Annotated in this window: 14 protein-coding genes and 1 tRNA gene; 9 read left to right on the top strand and 6 right to left on the bottom strand. The window is 66.0% G+C overall.

From position 1 onward, the window contains the following. Positions 1–17: 17 nt before the first annotated feature. The 5 genes from ACOZK4_RS08575 to ACOZK4_RS08555 all read left to right on the top strand — a co-directional run bounded on the left by ACOZK4_RS08575 (position 18) and on the right by ACOZK4_RS08555 (position 5879). Positions 18–2021 carry an acetyl-CoA carboxylase biotin carboxylase subunit gene (locus ACOZK4_RS08575; RefSeq protein WP_421591521.1) on the top strand — a complete coding sequence of 668 codons (2004 nt, stop codon included), beginning with the start codon at positions 18–20 and terminating at the stop codon, positions 2019–2021. After that, on the top strand, positions 2021–4147 hold the full coding sequence (gene scpA, locus ACOZK4_RS08570) for a methylmalonyl-CoA mutase (protein ID WP_421591582.1): 2127 nt from the start codon (positions 2021–2023) through the stop codon (positions 4145–4147). The genes ACOZK4_RS08575 and scpA overlap by 1 nt, the downstream gene beginning before the upstream one ends. Before the next feature lie 10 nt (positions 4148–4157). Next, the gene (gene mce, locus ACOZK4_RS08565; RefSeq protein WP_421591520.1) at positions 4158–4559 is read left to right on the top strand and encodes a methylmalonyl-CoA epimerase; all 402 of its coding nucleotides are present in this window, start codon (positions 4158–4160) and stop codon (positions 4557–4559) included. Positions 4560–4735: 176 nt separating this feature from the next. After that, entirely contained in the window at positions 4736–5071 is a 336-nt protein-coding gene (locus ACOZK4_RS08560) for a hypothetical protein (protein ID WP_421591519.1), read from the top strand. Positions 5072–5138: 67 nt separating this feature from the next. Next, a complete protein-coding gene (locus tag ACOZK4_RS08555) occupies positions 5139–5879 on the top strand; it encodes a class I SAM-dependent methyltransferase (RefSeq protein WP_421591518.1) in 741 nt (246 codons plus the stop codon). A 21-nt stretch (positions 5880–5900) separates the two neighbouring features. Here the strand turns inward: ACOZK4_RS08555 and ACOZK4_RS08550 are convergent, their stop codons facing one another. Both ACOZK4_RS08550 and ACOZK4_RS08545 read right to left on the bottom strand, forming a co-directional pair. Then, positions 5901–6596 carry a dimethylsulfonioproprionate lyase family protein gene (locus ACOZK4_RS08550; RefSeq protein ID WP_421591517.1) on the bottom strand — a complete coding sequence of 232 codons (696 nt, stop codon included), beginning with the start codon at positions 6594–6596 and terminating at the stop codon, positions 5901–5903. A gap of 240 nt (positions 6597–6836) precedes the next feature. Next, positions 6837–6911: transfer RNA gene (locus ACOZK4_RS08545), tRNA-Gln, on the bottom strand. A 214-nt stretch (positions 6912–7125) separates the two neighbouring features. Between ACOZK4_RS08545 and ACOZK4_RS08540 the strand changes: the two genes are divergently transcribed. Both ACOZK4_RS08540 and ACOZK4_RS08535 read left to right on the top strand, forming a co-directional pair. Beyond that, positions 7126–7422, top strand: a complete 297-nt coding sequence (locus ACOZK4_RS08540) for a cupin (RefSeq protein WP_421591516.1) — start codon at positions 7126–7128, stop codon at positions 7420–7422. 5 nt (positions 7423–7427) lie between these two features. Then, the gene (locus tag ACOZK4_RS08535; protein WP_421591515.1) at positions 7428–8366 is read left to right on the top strand and encodes an MBL fold metallo-hydrolase; all 939 of its coding nucleotides are present in this window, start codon (positions 7428–7430) and stop codon (positions 8364–8366) included. Here ACOZK4_RS08535 and ACOZK4_RS08530 read toward each other — a convergent pair. Next, positions 8363–9268 (bottom strand): DUF1499 domain-containing protein, encoded by a 906-nt coding sequence (locus ACOZK4_RS08530; protein WP_421591581.1) that lies wholly within the window; start codon positions 9266–9268, stop codon positions 8363–8365. The two genes, ACOZK4_RS08535 and ACOZK4_RS08530, sit on opposite strands and share 4 nt — an antisense overlap. 252 nt (positions 9269–9520) lie before the next feature. Between ACOZK4_RS08530 and ACOZK4_RS08525 the strand changes: the two genes are divergently transcribed. Together ACOZK4_RS08525 and ACOZK4_RS08520 are read left to right on the top strand one after the other, a co-directional pair. Then, complete coding sequence (locus tag ACOZK4_RS08525) at positions 9521–9901, top strand: hypothetical protein (protein WP_421591514.1); 381 nt, start codon at positions 9521–9523, stop codon at positions 9899–9901. 94 nt (positions 9902–9995) lie between these two features. Continuing rightward, the gene (locus tag ACOZK4_RS08520; protein ID WP_421591513.1) at positions 9996–10253 is read left to right on the top strand and encodes a hypothetical protein; all 258 of its coding nucleotides are present in this window, start codon (positions 9996–9998) and stop codon (positions 10251–10253) included. A 12-nt stretch (positions 10254–10265) separates the two neighbouring features. On the opposite strand, the gene ppdK is transcribed toward ACOZK4_RS08520, so the two are convergent. From ppdK to ACOZK4_RS08505, 3 genes are all read right to left on the bottom strand, one after another. Then, positions 10266–12932 (bottom strand): pyruvate, phosphate dikinase, encoded by a 2667-nt coding sequence (gene ppdK / locus ACOZK4_RS08515; RefSeq protein ID WP_421591512.1) that lies wholly within the window; start codon positions 12930–12932, stop codon positions 10266–10268. 180 nt (positions 12933–13112) lie between these two features. After that, positions 13113–13259: a hypothetical protein gene (locus ACOZK4_RS08510; protein ID WP_313532586.1), complete on the bottom strand. Its 147-nt coding sequence runs from the start codon at positions 13257–13259 to the stop codon at positions 13113–13115. Between the two features lie 80 nt (positions 13260–13339). Then, on the bottom strand, positions 13340–16473 hold a 3134-nt coding region (locus ACOZK4_RS08505; RefSeq protein WP_421591511.1), incomplete at its 5' end, for a chromosome segregation SMC family protein.

Raw genomic sequence — 16473 nt, 5'->3', positions numbered from 1 at the left:
GATAAAGGCCTTAAAGAATGTTCAAGAAAATCCTGATCGCCAATCGCGGCGAAATCGCCTGCCGGGTCATAAAGACTGCGAAGAAACTCGGCATCGCCACCGTCGCCGTCTATTCCGATGCCGACCGGGGTGCGCTGCATGTCGAGATGGCCGACGAGGCCGTGCATATCGGCCCGGCACCGTCGGCGCAGTCCTATATCGTCATCGACAGGATCATCGAGGCGATCCGCAAGACCGGGGCGGATGCCGTGCATCCCGGCTACGGCTTCCTCTCGGAAAACGCCGCCTTCGCCGAGGCGCTGGAGAAGGAAGGCGTCGCCTTCATCGGCCCGCCGGTCGGCGCTATCCAAGCAATGGGCGACAAGATCACCTCCAAGAAACTCGCGGCCGACGCGGGCGTTTCCACCGTGCCCGGCCATATGGGCCTGATCGAGGATGCCGACGAGGCGGTGAAGATCGCCGGCCAGATCGGCTATCCCGTGATGATCAAGGCCTCTGCCGGCGGCGGTGGCAAGGGCATGCGCATCGCCTGGAACGATGCGGAGGCGCGCGAGGGCTTTCAGGCCTCGAAGAACGAGGCGAAGAGCTCCTTCGGCGACGACCGCATCTTCATCGAAAAGTTCGTGACGCAGCCGCGCCATATCGAAATCCAGGTGCTGGGCGACAAACACGGCACCACGCTTTATCTCGGCGAGCGGGAATGCTCCATCCAGCGGCGCAACCAGAAGGTCGTGGAGGAGGCGCCCTCGCCCTTCCTCGACCCCGCGACCCGCAAGGCGATGGGTGAACAGGCCGTGGCGCTGGCGAAGGCCGTCGGCTATCATTCCGCCGGCACGGTGGAATTCATCGTCGATGGGGACAGGAATTTCTACTTCCTCGAGATGAATACGCGCCTGCAGGTGGAGCATCCGGTGACGGAGCTGATTACCGGCATCGATCTCGTCGAGCAGATGATCCGCGTCGCCGCGGGAGAAACGCTGAGCTTCGGGCAGGACGACGTGACGCTCAACGGCTGGGCCATCGAAAGCCGGCTCTATGCGGAAGACCCCTACCGCAACTTCCTGCCGTCCATCGGTCGCCTCACCCGCTACCGCCCGCCAGTCGAAGGCGCGCAGGCGAACGGCACGGTCGTGCGCAACGATACCGGCGTCTTCGAGGGTGGCGAAATCTCGATGTATTACGACCCGATGGTCGCGAAACTCTGCACCTGGGCGCCGACGCGGCTCGCCGCCATCGATGCCATGGCAACGGCGCTTGACGATTTCGAGGTCGAAGGCATCGGCCACAACCTGCCCTTCCTCTCCGCTGTGATGGGCCACGACCGTTTTCGCGCCGGGCGGCTGACCACGGCCTTCATCGCCGAGGAGTTTCCGGACGGTTTTCACGGCGTCGCGCCGGATGCCGCGGCGGCCCTTAAGCTTGCCGCGGTCGCCGCGTTCGTGCAGCAGGCCGTGCAGGCGCGCGCCGCGCAGATTTCCGGCACGATCGGCAATCACCGCCGCGTCGTCGGCAAACAATGGGTCGCCAGCCTTGCCGATGGCGATCATGCGCTGACGCTGGAAAACCGGGACGGCGGCGTTTCCGTCCAGTTCGAGACCGGCGAGACGCTTACCGTCGAAAGCGACTGGACGCCCGGCCGTCGCCATGCCGTCTTCACCGTCGCGGGGGAACGACTGGGCGTGAAGGTGGACCTTTCCGGCCCGGCGATCCGCCTGCGCTGGCATGGCATGGATGTGAAGGTGCATGTGCGTGCGCCGCGTGTCGCCGCCCTTGCCCGCCTCATGCCGAAGAAGGCGCCGCCGGATACGTCCAAGCTGCTGCTCTGCCCGATGCCCGGCGTCGTCACCGCGCTTCTCGTTGCGGAAGGCGATGTCGTCGAGGCGGGCCAGGCACTCGCCACGATCGAGGCGATGAAGATGGAAAACATGATGCGGGCGGAGCGCCGCGGCACCGTCAAGCGCCTCGCCGTCAAGGTCGGGCAGAGCCTTGCGGTGGATGAAACGATCTTGGAGTTCGAATGATGGCCGACAAGACGCTGAAAGACTGGGAGGCGCTCGCCGAAAAGGAACTGCGCGCCGCCCCGGAAACGCTGACCTGGCGCACACCTGAGGGCATCGCCGTCAAGCCGGTCTATACCGCCGACGATCTCACCGGCATCGATCATCTCGGCTCGCTGCCGGGCTTTGCGCCCTTCGTGCGCGGGCCGCGCGCCACCATGTATGCCGGCCGTCCCTGGACGATCCGGCAATATGCCGGTTTCTCCACCGCCGAGGCCTCCAACGCCTTCTACCGCAAGGCGCTCGCCGCCGGCCAGCAGGGTGTCTCCGTCGCCTTCGACCTCGCCACCCATCGCGGCTATGACAGCGACCATCCGCGCGTCGTCGGCGATGTCGGCAAGGCGGGGGTGGCCATCGACAGCGTCGAGGACATGAAGATCCTGTTCTCCAACATTCCGCTGGAGAAGATCTCCGTCTCCATGACGATGAACGGCGCGGTCATCCCGATCCTTGCCAGCTTCATCGTCGCCGGCGAAGAACAAGGCGTGCCGCGCGAGGCGCTGTCCGGAACCATCCAGAACGACATCCTCAAGGAGTTCATGGTCCGCAACACCTATATCTACCCACCGCAGCCCTCGATGCGGATCATCGCCGACATCATCGACTACACGGCGCGCGAGATGCCGAAGTTCAACTCCATCTCGATCTCCGGCTATCACATGCAGGAGGCCGGCGCGACGCTGGTGCAGGAGCTGGCCTTCACCATCGCCGACGGGCGTGAATATGTCCGCGCCGCCATCGCCAAGGGGCTCTCCGTCGATGATTTCGCCGGCCGCCTCTCCTTCTTCTTCGCCATCGGCATGAACTTCTTCATGGAGGCGGCCAAGCTGCGCGCCGCCCGCCTGCTCTGGGACCGCGTGATGGACGAGTTCCAGCCGAAGAAGGCCTCCTCGCGCATGCTGCGCACCCATTGCCAGACCTCCGGCGTCTCGCTGCAGGAGCAGGATCCCTACAACAACATCGTGCGCACCGCCTTCGAGGCGATGTCGGCCGCACTCGGCGGCACGCAGTCGCTGCACACCAATTCCTTCGACGAGGCGATCGCGCTGCCGACGGAATTTTCCGCCCGCATCGCGCGCAACACGCAATTGATCCTCCAGCACGAGACGGGTGTCACCAAGGTCGTCGATCCCCTCGCCGGCTCCTATTACGTCGAGAGCCTCACCAGCGAACTGGCCGAAAAGGCCTGGGCGCTGATTACGGAGGTCGAGGCGATGGGCGGCATGACGAAGGCCGTGATCGAGGGCCTGCCGAAGCGCCTGATCGAGGAGGCCGCGACGCGTCGGCAGGCCGCCGTCGACCGCGGCGACGAGGTGATCGTCGGCGTCAACAAATACCGGCTGGAGGACGAGCAGCCGATCGACATTCTGGAGATCGACAACAGCGCCGTGCGTGCATCGCAGATCAAGCGGCTGGAGGACATCCGCCGCCGCCGCGACGGCAAGGCCGTCGATGCGGCGCTCGGCGCACTGGAAACCGTCGCCAAGACCGGCGAAGGCAACCTTCTCGAAGCGGCCGTCGCGGCCGCACGGGCGCGCGCCACCGTGGGCGAGATTTCCGATGCCATGCGCCGCGCCTTCGGCGACCATGCCGCCCTGCCGGAGGTGGTCGGCGATATCTACGGCCCCGCCTATGGCGACGATCCGGAATTCAGGACGCTCACCGGCAGGATCGCCGCGCACAAGGCGCGGCCGAAGATCATGGTGGCGAAACTCGGCCAGGACGGCCATGACCGCGGCGCGAAGGTGATCGCCTCGGCCTTCGGCGACCTCGGCTTCGAGGTGCTGATGGGCCCGCTCTTCCAGACGCCCGAAGAGGCGGCAGACCTCGCCGTCGCGCAGAAGGTGCAGGTCGTCGGCATGTCCTCGCTCGCTGCCGGCCACAAGACGCTGGCGCCGGCGCTGGTCGCATCACTGCGCGAACGCGGGGCGGAGAACGTCGTCGTGGTCGTCGGCGGCGTCATTCCGCGGCAGGATTACGATTTCCTCATCGAAAACGGCGTCGCCGCGGTCTTCGGCCCCGGCACAAACGTGCTCGATGCGGCCAATGCCGTGCTCGATCTCGTCGAAGGCCGGATCCGCAACCAGTAAGGAGAAGCCCATGCTCGGAGCGCTCAATCACGTCGCCATCGCCGTGCCCGACCTCGCCGCCGCCGCGGACCGCTACGCCGCGCTCGGCGCAAAAGTCTCCGCCCCGCAGGACCTGCCGGAGCACGGCGTCACCGTCGTCTTCGTCGAGCTGCCCAACACGAAGATCGAGCTGCTCCATCCGCTCGGCGAGGCCTCGCCAATTGCCGCCTTCCTCGAGAAGAACCCGGCCGGCGGCATCCACCATCTCTGTTTCGAGGTGGCCGACATCGCCGCTGCCGCCGATACGGTGCGGGCGACGGGCGCCCGCATTCTCGGCGACGGCACGCCGAAGATCGGCGCGCATGGCAAGCCGGTGCTTTTTGCTCATCCCAAGGATTTCCACGGCGCGCTGGTGGAGTTCGAGCAGGCGTAGCGGCGGTCTTCCCGCCATACTGTTGCAAATCCGCAAGGTTTCCAGTCGTTCGACGGGGACAATCACAAAGTTTACGGCAAGCGATTCCCCTTTTGCACGGGCTGCGCTATGGCGAATCGAGGCTCGTTTTCGAGTCGCCCCAACACGGCCGCACCGAAGTCCAAGGAACTGGCACTATGAACTCCCGCATTGCAATTCTGGCAGGCGTCGCGCTTGCCCTCGCCGGATGCACCACCGCCACCGTCGCGTCCAATCCGCTGCAGGCCCGCTGGAACGGCAAGACAGCCGGCACCTTCTTCGCGGCCTATGGCCCGCCGCAGTCCGACGCCGCGGGTTCGGGCGGCGCGACGATCTACAAGTGGCGTGGCGGCTTTGCCAAGGGCAAGTCCTGCACGGTCGAGCTGACCGTCAGCGAGAGCTACAGGATCAACAATATCCGCGCCGTCGCCGATCGTCCCGATCCGAAGGGCGGCCCGTCGCACTGCGAAAAGGTTCTCGACGCGGCCAAGTAACGGACGCATCGATCGATCCCTTTCAAGGCCGTGCGGAAACGCGCGGCCTTTTCATTTGGAGGACAGAATGCAGGAAGACCGTCTCTATCACGACCCCGAACTCGCCGATTTCTACGATCTCGAAAACGGCTGGTCGCGCTCGCCCGATTTCGACTATTGCCTGTCGCTGGCCAGGGATGCCGCAAGCGTGCTCGACCTCGGCTGCGGCACAGGCGAGCTTGCCGTGGCGCTGGCGAAAGGCCGCACGGTCGTCGGCGTCGATCCGGCTCCCGCCATGCTGGAGATCGCACGGGCCAAACCGGGCACGGCGGAATTCATCGAGGGCGATGCGCGCACACTGCGGCTTGGCCGCCGCTTCGAGCTGGTGCTGCTGACCGGCCACGCCTTCCAGGTCTTCCTGACGCCAGAGGATCGCCGCGCGGCGCTTTCGACCATCGCCGCCCATCTCACCCCCGGCGGCCGCTTCATCTTCGACAGCCGCAACCCTGCCTGCCGCGAATGGGAGGAATGGGGGCCGGAGGAATCGCTGCGCACCGTCGAGCATCCCCGCTTCGGCCCCGTCTCCGCCTGGAACGATGTCAGCGAGGACCCCGCGACCGGCATCGTCACCTATGGCACCCATTATGAAATCCAGGCGACGGGCAAACGCCTTTCGGCTGCCTCGCACATCGCGTTTCCGGAAAAGGCCGAGCTGGAAGGTTTGATCGCCGAGGCCGGCCTGCGGGTGGATCGCTGGCTTGGCGACTGGGAAGGAAACGAATGGCGCGCGGGCGCGAAGGAACTGATCCCGCTCGGCGGCCTGGCTTAGAAACAGGCACGCGCCACTTCGTCAGCGGCTCTGCAAAAGATGCCCCCACAGCATCATGAGGGGGCGGGCCGTGGAGCGCACGGCAAAATGGCTTCCCGCCGGATAGTGCAGCGCCGTGCCCAGGCGGCGTCGGCTCCAGTCGCCGCCTTCGAGCGTGAACTCGCCGTCCGTCAGCGGAAGCACGACGGACGGGTAAGGCTGGAGGAAATCGGGAAAGCGCGTATAGGGCGCAAGCAGGGTCAGGCCGATGCGGACATCGCTACGCTGCTCCAGGCCATGTTCGCCGATCAGCACCGCATGCGCATGGTCGCGCTCGAAATTCACGCTGGCATAGGGTCCGGCCGGCCCCTGATGCCAGACCATGGAATCACGCAGGTCGCCGAGCGCCTCGGAAAGCCCTCGCCCCTGGGCACCCTGCTTGGAGAGAAGGCGTAGCGCCGTATCGAAGCTCGCCGGGCGTGCGCCCTTGATCGCGGGATCGCCCACGGCCGTCACATGGGCGCCCGGCTTCTGCAGCTTGTGGATCACCTTGCAGCCGGTGAAATTCGCCATCAGCGGCGAGGCCGGCGATACGATCACATTGCCCATCGTATCGATGATATGCTGCAACGCCTTGGGCCGCCCGCCCCATGAGCGGCTTGCACTGCGCGCCACGCCCGCCGGCGTCGCCAGGAACGGGTCCCTGCTCTCCTGTTTGCGCCGGTTCGATGAGGTCATGCGTTTCATCCGACATGTCAAAAGCGACGGGGTCATCACGGCCTTCCGTGAGGCCGCCGATGGTCAACCGGAATGAAGGAGAATCCGCTTGAGATCAATGTGCCCCGGCGACTTTTGCGGACGTTCATTTGTGGTAATACCCGTCAAACCACGAGGTTGCCATCCAGCAACCCGTGGAAGCGGCAGGCTTCGTGCGATTAAGCCTGATCGAAATGGATTCTGTTTGCTTGAAAAGAGAGCTGGCTGGGGCGCCAGGATTCGAACCTGGGAATGCCGGTACCAAAAACCGGTGCCTTACCGCTTGGCGACGCCCCAACACGGCGGGTGCCTGATTAGCAAAGGGCGCGGGGGTGGACAATGGTTAAGTTCTCTCTTCCGCGATTAATTCTTGCCCGTGCCCGATTTGGAATGCCGGGCCGCTTGGTGCTTGGCAGGCGGGGCGGTGGCGGATAGGGTCGCGGGATGACCGTCTTGGCGGCTCGGGCCTGCCTAACAGGCCTGTGCGCCGCCATTCTCACGAGGAGCCTTGATGTCCCAGTTTCGCGCCCGTCCGCCGGCCGTGCCCACCATTCTTCTCGACGATGCCGTCGTGCGCGTCACGCGCTGGGATTTCGAGCCGGGGGCCGATACCGGCCATCACGTGCACGGGCTCGGCTATGTCGTGGTGCCGATGACGGATTGCGACTTTCTCATCGAGGAAGAGACGGGCGAGCGGCGCGTGCACAGCAAGACCGGCGCGGTCTATCGGCGCGAGGCCGGCGTGGCGCACAATGTCGTCAATGGCGGCGACAAGCCGATGAGCTTCATCGAAATCGAGTACAAGTGACCGTTGTGGCCAGTACAACGCAAGACGACGCGCCGCGCTTCGACCTCGATTTCAAGCCGGCCTATGGTGAGGCGGTACCCGTCGCGCCGGGCGTGCAGCGCCTCACCGTCAACAATCCGAGCCCCTTCACCTTCCACGGCACGAACAGCTACATCGTCGGCGGCAAATCCGTGGCCGTCATCGACCCCGGTCCTGAGGACGAGGCGCATTTCGCCGCGCTGATGCGCGCGCTTGCCGGCCGGGAGGTGACGCATATCGCCGTCAGCCACACCCACCGCGACCATTCCCCGCTTGCCCGCCGGCTGAAGGCGGAGACGGGGGCGATCATCGTCGCCGAGGGGCCACACCGGGCGGCACGGCCGCTGCATGAGGGCGAAAGCAACCCCTTTGCCGAGAGTTCGGACGTCGACTTCGTACCTGACATCGCGCTTGGCCATGGCGAGCGCGTGCAAGGCGACGGCTGGGCGCTGACCGCGCTGCTCACGCCCGGCCACACGGCCAACCATGCGGCCTTCGCGCTCGACGGTCCCGATGGCATCGTGTTTTCCGCCGACCATGTCATGGCCTGGGCGACAACCATCGTCGCGCCGCCGGATGGCGCCATGGCGGACTACATGGCCTCGCTGGAACGGCTGCTGGAACGCGACGACCGCATCTATTTTCCCGGCCATGGCGGGCCGGTGCGCGAACCGGCCTCGTTCCTGCGCGGGTTGCGCACACATCGGCGCATGCGCGAGCGGGCGGTGCGCGAGCGCATCCGGGCGGGCGACCGGCTGATCGCGGATATGGTGAAGGTCATCTATCGCGAGACCGATCCGCGCCTGCACGGCGCGGCGGCGCTCTCGGTGCTGGCACATCTGGAGGATCTCGTGGGGCGCGGCGAGGTGGTGACAGAGGGGCCGCCCTCGTTGAACGGGCTCTATTTCCCGGCGCCGGGTACTTAATCTCCGGCGATGCCCAACAATTCGGCGTCGAGCGCCTTCAGATAGCCCTCGACCAGCTCGGCGCCGATGCCGAGATCATGCGGCCCGTAGCGTGAGGCGGCGCGCATGTCGACCAGCGTCGTCTCCGCCTCCTCGCGCAGGCGAATGACAACATCGAAGCGGAAGCCGAAGAGCGGCGAGCGCCATTCGCCCTGCAGCAGCACGTCGCCGGGGCCGCCGATATGCGGCAGGGTCGGCGTGGCCTCCGGTCGGGCCTCGGGGATCGGCACCTCGCCAAGCTCCTCCTGGCTCTTCGCCACCTTGCCCGGATCGACGACGAGGTCTTCGAGATCGGCCTGGATATTGTCGAGGCCCGCTTCGCTGGTGATGGTGATGCCATAGGCGGCGGCGACCTTGCGCGCGCCCTGATAGACGCGATCGAGTGCGCCTTCGTAGCGGCGCCCGGACAAAGCGGGATAGGCCTCGAGCTGCACCTCGCGATCACGCGCCGTCACCATGCCGACGCGCGGCAGCCAATCCTGCTGGGCGGACGGCTGGGAAAGCCAGGGGGGCGGGGCGAGTGTGTCCGTCGTCACGTCATAGAGCGCCGGGCGATAGAAATAGGCATAGGCCGCTGCACCCGAGACGCCGAGCGGCAAAAGCGAGAAGAGCAGCGCCGTCAACGACGCCTTGCCACCACGCGCGCCGACCATCCAGAGCCGCGCGAGGCCGACGGCCGCCAGCAGCACAGCCAGTCCCGCCATAACAGCGGCAAAGCCGGCAAGCGCCAGGAAATGCGGCGTCGTCAGCGGGCCGAAACGATGCGACAGCACGACGGCGACGAACAGCACGCAGGAAAACAGCGCAAGCCGCCGCGCCCAATGCGCCGCATGGGAAACGGGCCGTTCGTACTGGATCGTGATCGCCATGGCTCACCCGCTCTGCCCGCGGCGTCGCTGCCGCTTTCCTTCCCTAACGCAGGAAGGCGGATTTTTCCATCGGCGTCGTGGCGCGCTTTAGCGATGACATTCCGATAACGCCCTACGAAAAACCTTGCGTGCCGTAAATTTGCCACGCTCGTTAACGAGTTTTCATAAACGGGGGTAATTTACGGATGCACGGGCGAACAAAACAGCGTTTCGCCCGTTCGCTGGACTTGGTTTAGGAGCAAGACGATGTTGCCGACGCAGACTGCCGCCGACACACCGCTCGCCATCACGGCTGGCGAACCCGCCCTCCCCCTGGAGCTTCTCGAACTCGAATTGTCGCTCGACGGCTTTTCCGGCGACGAAGCCGGTTTTGCCGAAGCGGTTCGCGCCGCTGCCAGTCAGCTCGGTGGCGATTATCTCTTCGACCTGCCCGCCTCAGGCCTTGCGGACGATTGCCTGCGCATCGCCGCGTTGCGTGTGCCGAAGGGCGATGCGGGCGCTTTGAGCGTCGTCTTTGCGCTGCTCGATGCTGAAGGCGCGGCCATCCGCGTGGAAAATCCCGACGAGAAGACTTCGGACCTCAAGCGGTTTGCCGACGCTTTCGTCGATGTGCTGCAACGCATATGACGGCCAGCGTCCGGACCGCGCCATTCGGGAAGCGCGCTATACACTGTCGGGCGACAGGCGTTATGTCTGTCGCATAACAGTTTCCGGAGTTCCCATGTCGAAAATCCTCATTCGCTTCGCTGCCCTTGCCGCGACCGCGCTTTTCCTCGCCGGCTGCCAGACGGCAGCCGAAGTGCGCGCCGGCGATGAAAACAAGTGCCGCGCCTATGGCTTCCGCCCCAACACCGATGCCTTCGCGGAATGCCTGCAACGCATCGATCTCGACCGCCGCGCCGAGTTCCGCGTCACGCGCATGGACCCGATCATGTGGAACCAGCCGACCGTGATCTATGTCCGCGGCCGGCGCCACTGATCGTTTGCCGGATCAGCCCTTGCCCTTGAAGGCGGCTTGCGCTGCCGCAAGCCGCGCGATCGGCACGCGGAAGGGCGAACAGGACACGTAATCCAGCCCCGCCTCCTCGCAGAAATGGATCGAGGCCGGATCGCCGCCATGTTCGCCGCAGATGCCGAGCTTCAGGTCGCCCCGGGTGCGGCGGCCACGCTCGGCGGCGATGCGGATGAGTTCGCCCACGCCATCGAAATCGAGCTGCACGAACGGGTCCTGCTCGACGATGCCCTTCTGGATATAGGTCGACAGGAAGGCCGAGGCGTCGTCGCGCGAGATGCCGAAGGTCGTCTGCGTCAGGTCGTTGGTGCCGAAGGAAAAGAATTCGGCCGATTCGGCGATGACATGGGCACGCAGCGCGGCGCGCGGCAGCTCGATCATCGTGCCGGTGAGATAGGTGATCGGCACGCCGCTTTCGGCGATGACCGCCTTGGCGACCGCGTCGATGCGCGCCTTCACATAATCCAGCTCCGCTTTGAGGCCGACGAGCGGCACCATGATCTCGGGTTCGACAGCGGCACCCGTCGTCCTGGCCGCTTCCACGGCCGCCTCGAAGATGGCGCGGGCCTGCATTTCGGCGATCTCCGGATAGGAGATGGCGAGGCGGCAGCCGCGGTGGCCGAGCATGGGATTGAATTCATGCAGCGTATCGACCCGGCGGCGCAGCAAGGCCTCGTCGATGGCAAGTGCCGCCGCCACTTCGGCGATCTCCTCGTCCGTCTTCGGCAGGAATTCATGCAGCGGCGGATCGAGCAGGCGGATCGTCACGGGCATGCCGTGCATGATCTCGAAGAGTTCGACAAAATCCGAACGCTGCATGGGCAGGAGCTTGGCGAGAGACGCACGGCGGCCGGCTTCGTCCTCGGCGAGGATCATCTCGCGCATCACATTGATGCGGTTACCCTCGAAGAACATGTGCTCGGTGCGGCAGAGACCGATGCCCTCGGCACCGAAGGAACGCGCGGCGCGCGCATCGGCCGGCGTTTCGGCATTGGTGCGCACCTTCATGCGGCGCGTGCGGTCCGCCCATTGCATGATGCGGCCGAAATCGCCCGACAATTCAGGCTGGAGCATCGGGATCTCGCCCTTCAGCACCTGGCCGGAGGAGCCGTCGATGGTGATGACGTCCCCTTTCCTCAGCGTCACGCCATGCGCCACCAGCATCTCGTTGCGCAGGTCGACGCGCAGCGTGCCGGCGCCGGAAACGCAGGGGGTGCCCATGCCGCGCGCCACGACCGCCGCATGGCTCGTCATGCCGCCGCGCGTGGTCAGAATGCCCTCGGCGGCGTGCATGCCGTGGATGTCTTCCGGGCTCGTCTCGATGCGCACAAGAATGACCTTGCGGCCTTCCTCCTCGGCCTGCACCGCATCCTCCGAGGTGAAGACGATGGCGCCCGTGGCCGCCCCCGGCGAGGCCGGCAGGCCGGAACCGATGACGTCGCGGCGGGCGCGCGGATCGATGGTCGGATGCAGGAGCTGGTCGAGCGAGGCGGGATCGATACGGGAGACGGCTTCGCCTTCGCTGATCAAGCCTTCCTCCGCCATCTCGACGGCGATCTTCAGCGCGGCCTTGGCGGTGCGCTTGCCAGAGCGGGTCTGCAGCATCCAGAGCTTGCCGCGCTCGATGGTGAATTCGAGGTCCTGCATATCGCGGTAGTGCTGTTCCAGCCGGTCGCAGATGCCGCGGAATTCGGCAAAGGCCTCCGGCATCAGCTTTTCCAGCGAGGGACGGTCGGAACCCGAGGCGAGGCGCGCTTCCTCGGTGATGTTCTGCGGCGTGCGGATGCCGGCCACGACATCCTCGCCCTGCGCATTGACGAGAAACTCGCCATAGAGCTTGTTTTCGCCCGTCGAGGGATTGCGCGTGAAGGCGACGCCGGTCGCCGAGGAATTGCCGAGATTGCCGAAGACCATGGCCTGGACGTTGACGGCAGTGCCCCAGACGGCGGGAATATTGTGCAGTGTGCGATAGGTGACGGCGCGCGCATTCATCCAGCTGGCGAAGACGGCGCCGATGGCACCCCAGAGCTGGACTTCCGGATCCTGCGGGAATTCCTCGTCCAGCTCCTCGCGGATGACATCCTTGTAGCGGGCGATGACATGCTGCCATTCGACGGCGGAGAGTTCGGTATCCTGCTCATGGCCGAGCCGGCCCTTCTCGTCTTCCAGGATTTCCTCGAAGACCTCGTGATCGAGGCCCATGACGACATCGCCATACATCTGGATGAAGCGGCGGTAGCTGTCCCAGGCGAAGCGGGCATCACCGGCATCGTGGCCGAGCGCTTCGACGGTCCTGTCGTTGAGGCCGAGGTTCAGCACCGTATCCATCATGCCCGGCATGGAGGCGCGCGCGCCGGAACGCACGGAAAGCAGGAGCGGCTTGGCCGTATCGCCGAAGGTGCGGCCGGTGATCGCCTCCATCTGGCGCAGCGCCTCGCGGACCTGGTCCTTCAGCCCCGCCGGCAGGGCACGGCCGCTATCGTAATAGTGGTTGCAGGCGGCGGTGACGATGGTGAGGCCGGGGGGCACGGGAAGGCCGAGATTGCACATTTCCGCAAGGTTCGCGCCCTTGCCGCCCAGCAGGTTGCGATCCGCAGCACTGCCCTCGGCACGACCGTCCCCAAAGGTATAGACCCACTTCTCCATCGACGCCTCCCCAAATGCGTTTTTTCAATCTACAGGAAGTCCATCCCGTTGAAAACGCGGCCCGATAGGAATTTTGCTGCACTGCGTCAAAATTGCGACGGCGATGCAATATCATCGATGAAAAATATAATGCCGCACGCCCCGTTCGGGGCGGCGGCAGGCTCAAGACCAGACATGGCCTCAATTTCCCTCGATGGAAAGCCCCTTCTCATCCACCCGGATTTCGACGCCGTCAGGCTTCTTCTCCTGCTGGTAGGCATAATAGGAAAACCCGGCCACCACGACGATGAGGGCGCCGATGACCATGTAAAGTGTATCTCTGCTCACGAATTTGATCCCCAATTGCATGTCTCGCCTGCAGGAACGCGCAGGCGCTCATCAATGCATCGGGTGAGGTTTTGTTCCCGTCAGGAAGCTTCGCGCAACTGCTCCGCCGTCTGGAGATCCACCGACACCAGTTGCGACACGCCCTGCTCGGCCATGGTGACGCCGAATAGGCGGTTCATGCGGGCCATGGTGATGGGATTGTGGGTGATGATGACGAAGCGGGTTTCGGTGGAGGCCGCCATCTCGTCCATCAGGTTGCAGTAGCGCTCGACATTGTGGTCGTCGAGCGGCGCGTCCACCTCGTCCAGCACGCAGATCGGCGCGGGATTGGTGAGGAAGACGGCGAAGATCAGCGCCATGGCGGTCAGCGCCTGCTCGCCGCCTGACAGCAACGTCATGGTCTGCGGCTTCTTGCCGGGCGGGCGGGCGAGGATTTCAAGGCCGGCATCGAGCGGGTCGTCGCTCTCGATCAGCTGAAGCTCCGCCGTGCCGCCGCCGAAGAGGTGAGTAAACAGGCGCTGAAACTGCACATTGACCACGTCGAAGGCGGCGAGCAGCCGCTCGCGGCCTTCGCGGTTGAGGCTCTGGATGGCCGAGCGCAGCTTGCGGATCGCCTCGATGATATCCTCGCGCTCGGCGACGAGAGCATCGAGCTTTTCCGTCAGCTCCTTCTGCTCCTCCTCGGCACGCAGGTTCACCGCGCCCAGTCGTTCGCGCTCGATCTTCAGCCGGTCGAGTTCGCGTTCGCGCTCGCGTGGGTCGGGCAACGGCGCATCGGCGGGGTGGCCGGTGACGCGCAATGCCTCGTGCGGCGCGCAGGACAGGGCTTCGCGGATGCGCGCCTCGCCTTCGACGCGGCGTTCGCGGGCGGAAACGAGGCGTTCTTCCGCGCGGCCCCTGACCTCGCGGGATTCGGCGAGCTGCGAGAGAGCCGTCGCGGCGATGCGGTCGGCCTCACGCTGGCGGTTTTCGGCCTCCTGAAGCGCATCGGCGGCTTCCCGGCGGGCGGCTTCGGCGTTGGTCAGGCCGGTCAGCAGCTCGCGGCGCTTGTCCTCGATCTCGTCGGGCGCCTCGGCAAGCTCCTCCATTTCCTCGCGCGCTTCCGCCTCGCGCTCGCGCAGGGTCGCGATGTGGTTTTCGGCACTGGCGGCGCGGTTTTTCCAAGTCTCGCGCTCGGCGGAAATCGCCATCAGGCGGCGCTTTCGGTCGGCCATTTCGCGGGCGAGGCCGTCATGGGCGGCGCGGGTTTCGGCGAGCGTCGCACGATCGGTGGCGACATCCATCGTATGGGTGCGCAGGCGAAGATCCAGATCGGCGAGATCCGGGGCATCCTCCAGCGCGGCGCGCGCATCCTCGAGCGAGGTCGCAGCCTCATCCACCTGCGCCTCGATCTGCGCGCGCGTTTCCGCAAGCACGGCACGGCGGCGGATGAGATCGCCGGCGGCGCGCTCGGAGGCTTCCAACGCCTCGCGGGCTTCGGCTAGCGTGCGGGTGGCGGCACGCTGCGTTTCGCGGGCGGCCTGCTGGCGTTGCGTCTCGGCGCGGATCGTCTCGCCGGCGCGGGCGAGATCCGCTTCGGCATCAGCGAGCGCCGCGCGGGCGTCTTCCAGTTCCGTTTCGAGTTCGGCGAGGCGGTTTTTCTGTTCGAGGCGAAGGGCGGCGGCACTCGGCGCATCGGCACTGGTGACATGGCCATCCCAGCGGAAGACGGCACCATCGCGCGTGACGAGCCGCTGGCCGGGCTTCAGCTGCGGCAGCAGGGTCAGCGCCGCATCGACGCTGCCGGCGATGCCGATCTGCGCCAGCCGCCGATGCAGGACTTTTGGCGCACGGACGTGGGTGATCAGGGCGGAGACGCCTGACGGCAGCGCGGGATCGCCGGACGCATCGCCGGAAAGGCGCCAGTGCACGGGCGCATCGGTGTCGGCGGGAGAATCGAGATCGTCACCGAGGGCGGCACCGAGCGCGGTTTCATAACCGCGGTCGACATCGACATCCTCGACGACAGGCGCGAAGGAGCCGCCGGCAGCGCCGGCCTCCAGCATGCGCCGGATCGTGCGGGCTTCCGTCTCTATGCCGGCGAAGCGGGCGCGGGTGGTATCGACCGGGCCACGCAAGGCGCTCTCCGCAAAACGCGCCTCCTCCAGCGCCTCCTCCACGGCGACCAGCAACTCGCCGGCCGCTTCCAAAGCCTCTTCGGCAAACTGCACGGCGGCGCGGCGCTCTTCCGGATCGGGCAGCGCGTTGATGCGCGCATCCATCTCGTCGAGGTCGCGCGCCTGTGCATCCAATTGCTGGCCGAGGCGGAAATGGCGCTCCGAGAGATCGCGGATCGCCTTTTCCAGCTGGTTGCGCACCGCCGAGGCTTCCGCCCGTTCAGCGGTGACGGCGGCGAGCGCCGCTTCGCTTGTCGCGAGCTTTGCGGCGGCCTCTCCCATCGTCTCGCGGGTGGCTTCGGCGCGCTCGTCGGCCTCGGCGAGGATTTCGCCGATTTCATCCTCCTCCGCCGTCAGCCGATCCAGCACGGCGGCATTGTCGGCCACCATGCGCTCTTCGCGCACGATGTCCTCGGCAAGCTGTGCCATGCGGCGGGCAAGCTCATCGCGGCGGCGCAGCAGGCGGGCGGCATCCTCTTCCAGCTGCGTGCGGGCGATCTGCAGGCGTTGCAGCACGGCAGCGAGTTTCGCCTCGTTCTCGCGCAGTTCCGGCAGTTTCAGGCTGGCGACGGCCTGCTCCTTGGCCGCCTGCATCTGAGCATTCGCCCGCTCAGCGACGATGGAGGTCGCCTGATTGAGCTGGCTTTCGGCCTCGCCCTCGGCCTCCTTGGCCTGCACCCAGCGGATATGCAGGAGCATCGCCTCGTGGCGGCGGATATCGGCGGAGAGCATCTTGAAGCGGTTCGCCTGGCGCGACTGACGCTTCAGGCTTTCGATCTGGCTTTCGAGCTGCGAGGTGACGTCTTCCAACCGCTCGAGATTGGTTTCGGCGGCGCGCATGCGCAGCTCCGCCTCGTGACGGCGGGAATGCAGGCCGGAAATGCCGGCCGCCTCTTCGAGCAGCTGGCGGCGCGCCTGGGGTTTTGCCTGGATGAGTTCGCCGATGCGGCCCTGCCCCACCATGGAGGGCGAGCGGGCGCCGGTGGAGGCATCGGCGAAGAGCAGCTGCACATCCTTGGCGCGCGCCTCCTTGCCGTTGATGCGGTAGACCGAGCCGT

It is taken from the genome of Shinella sp. M27, from assembly GCF_049199905.1.
GTDB lineage: Bacteria > Pseudomonadota > Alphaproteobacteria > Rhizobiales > Rhizobiaceae > Shinella.
The sequence above is the reverse complement of the archived record's forward strand: the minus strand, read 5'-3'. Positions and strand labels throughout refer to the sequence as shown.